At 66.1% G+C, this 292-nt stretch carries 1 protein-coding gene; it reads left to right on the top strand.

The genetic code is table 11. The features are described from left to right. Positions 1 to 292: hypothetical protein (locus SB775_RS28685; RefSeq protein ID WP_410864581.1), on the top strand; the 292-nt coding region annotated here is incomplete at both ends.

The raw sequence follows: 292 nt of genomic DNA on the forward strand, positions 1-292 counted from the left end.
ACAAGACCTCGATCGCCCTGGAAGGCAAGGGCGGCACCACCATCGGCAACGTCAAGGCCGCAGCTGCCGATGACCAGGCGGTCAACCTGAAGCAGTTGAAGGATGCCGGCGTCGGCGTGGACGACAAGGGCAACATCACCGGCGCCTTCGTCGCCTACGACGACGCCAAGAAGAGCGCCGTCACCCTGGGCGGCGGCACTGATGGCACCACGATCCACAACCTGAAGGCCGGCACGGCCAATACCGACGCGACCAACGTGTCCCAGCTGCGTGGCCTGACTACGGCGCTGGG

The organism is Peribacillus sp. SIMBA_075 (genome assembly GCF_046534585.1).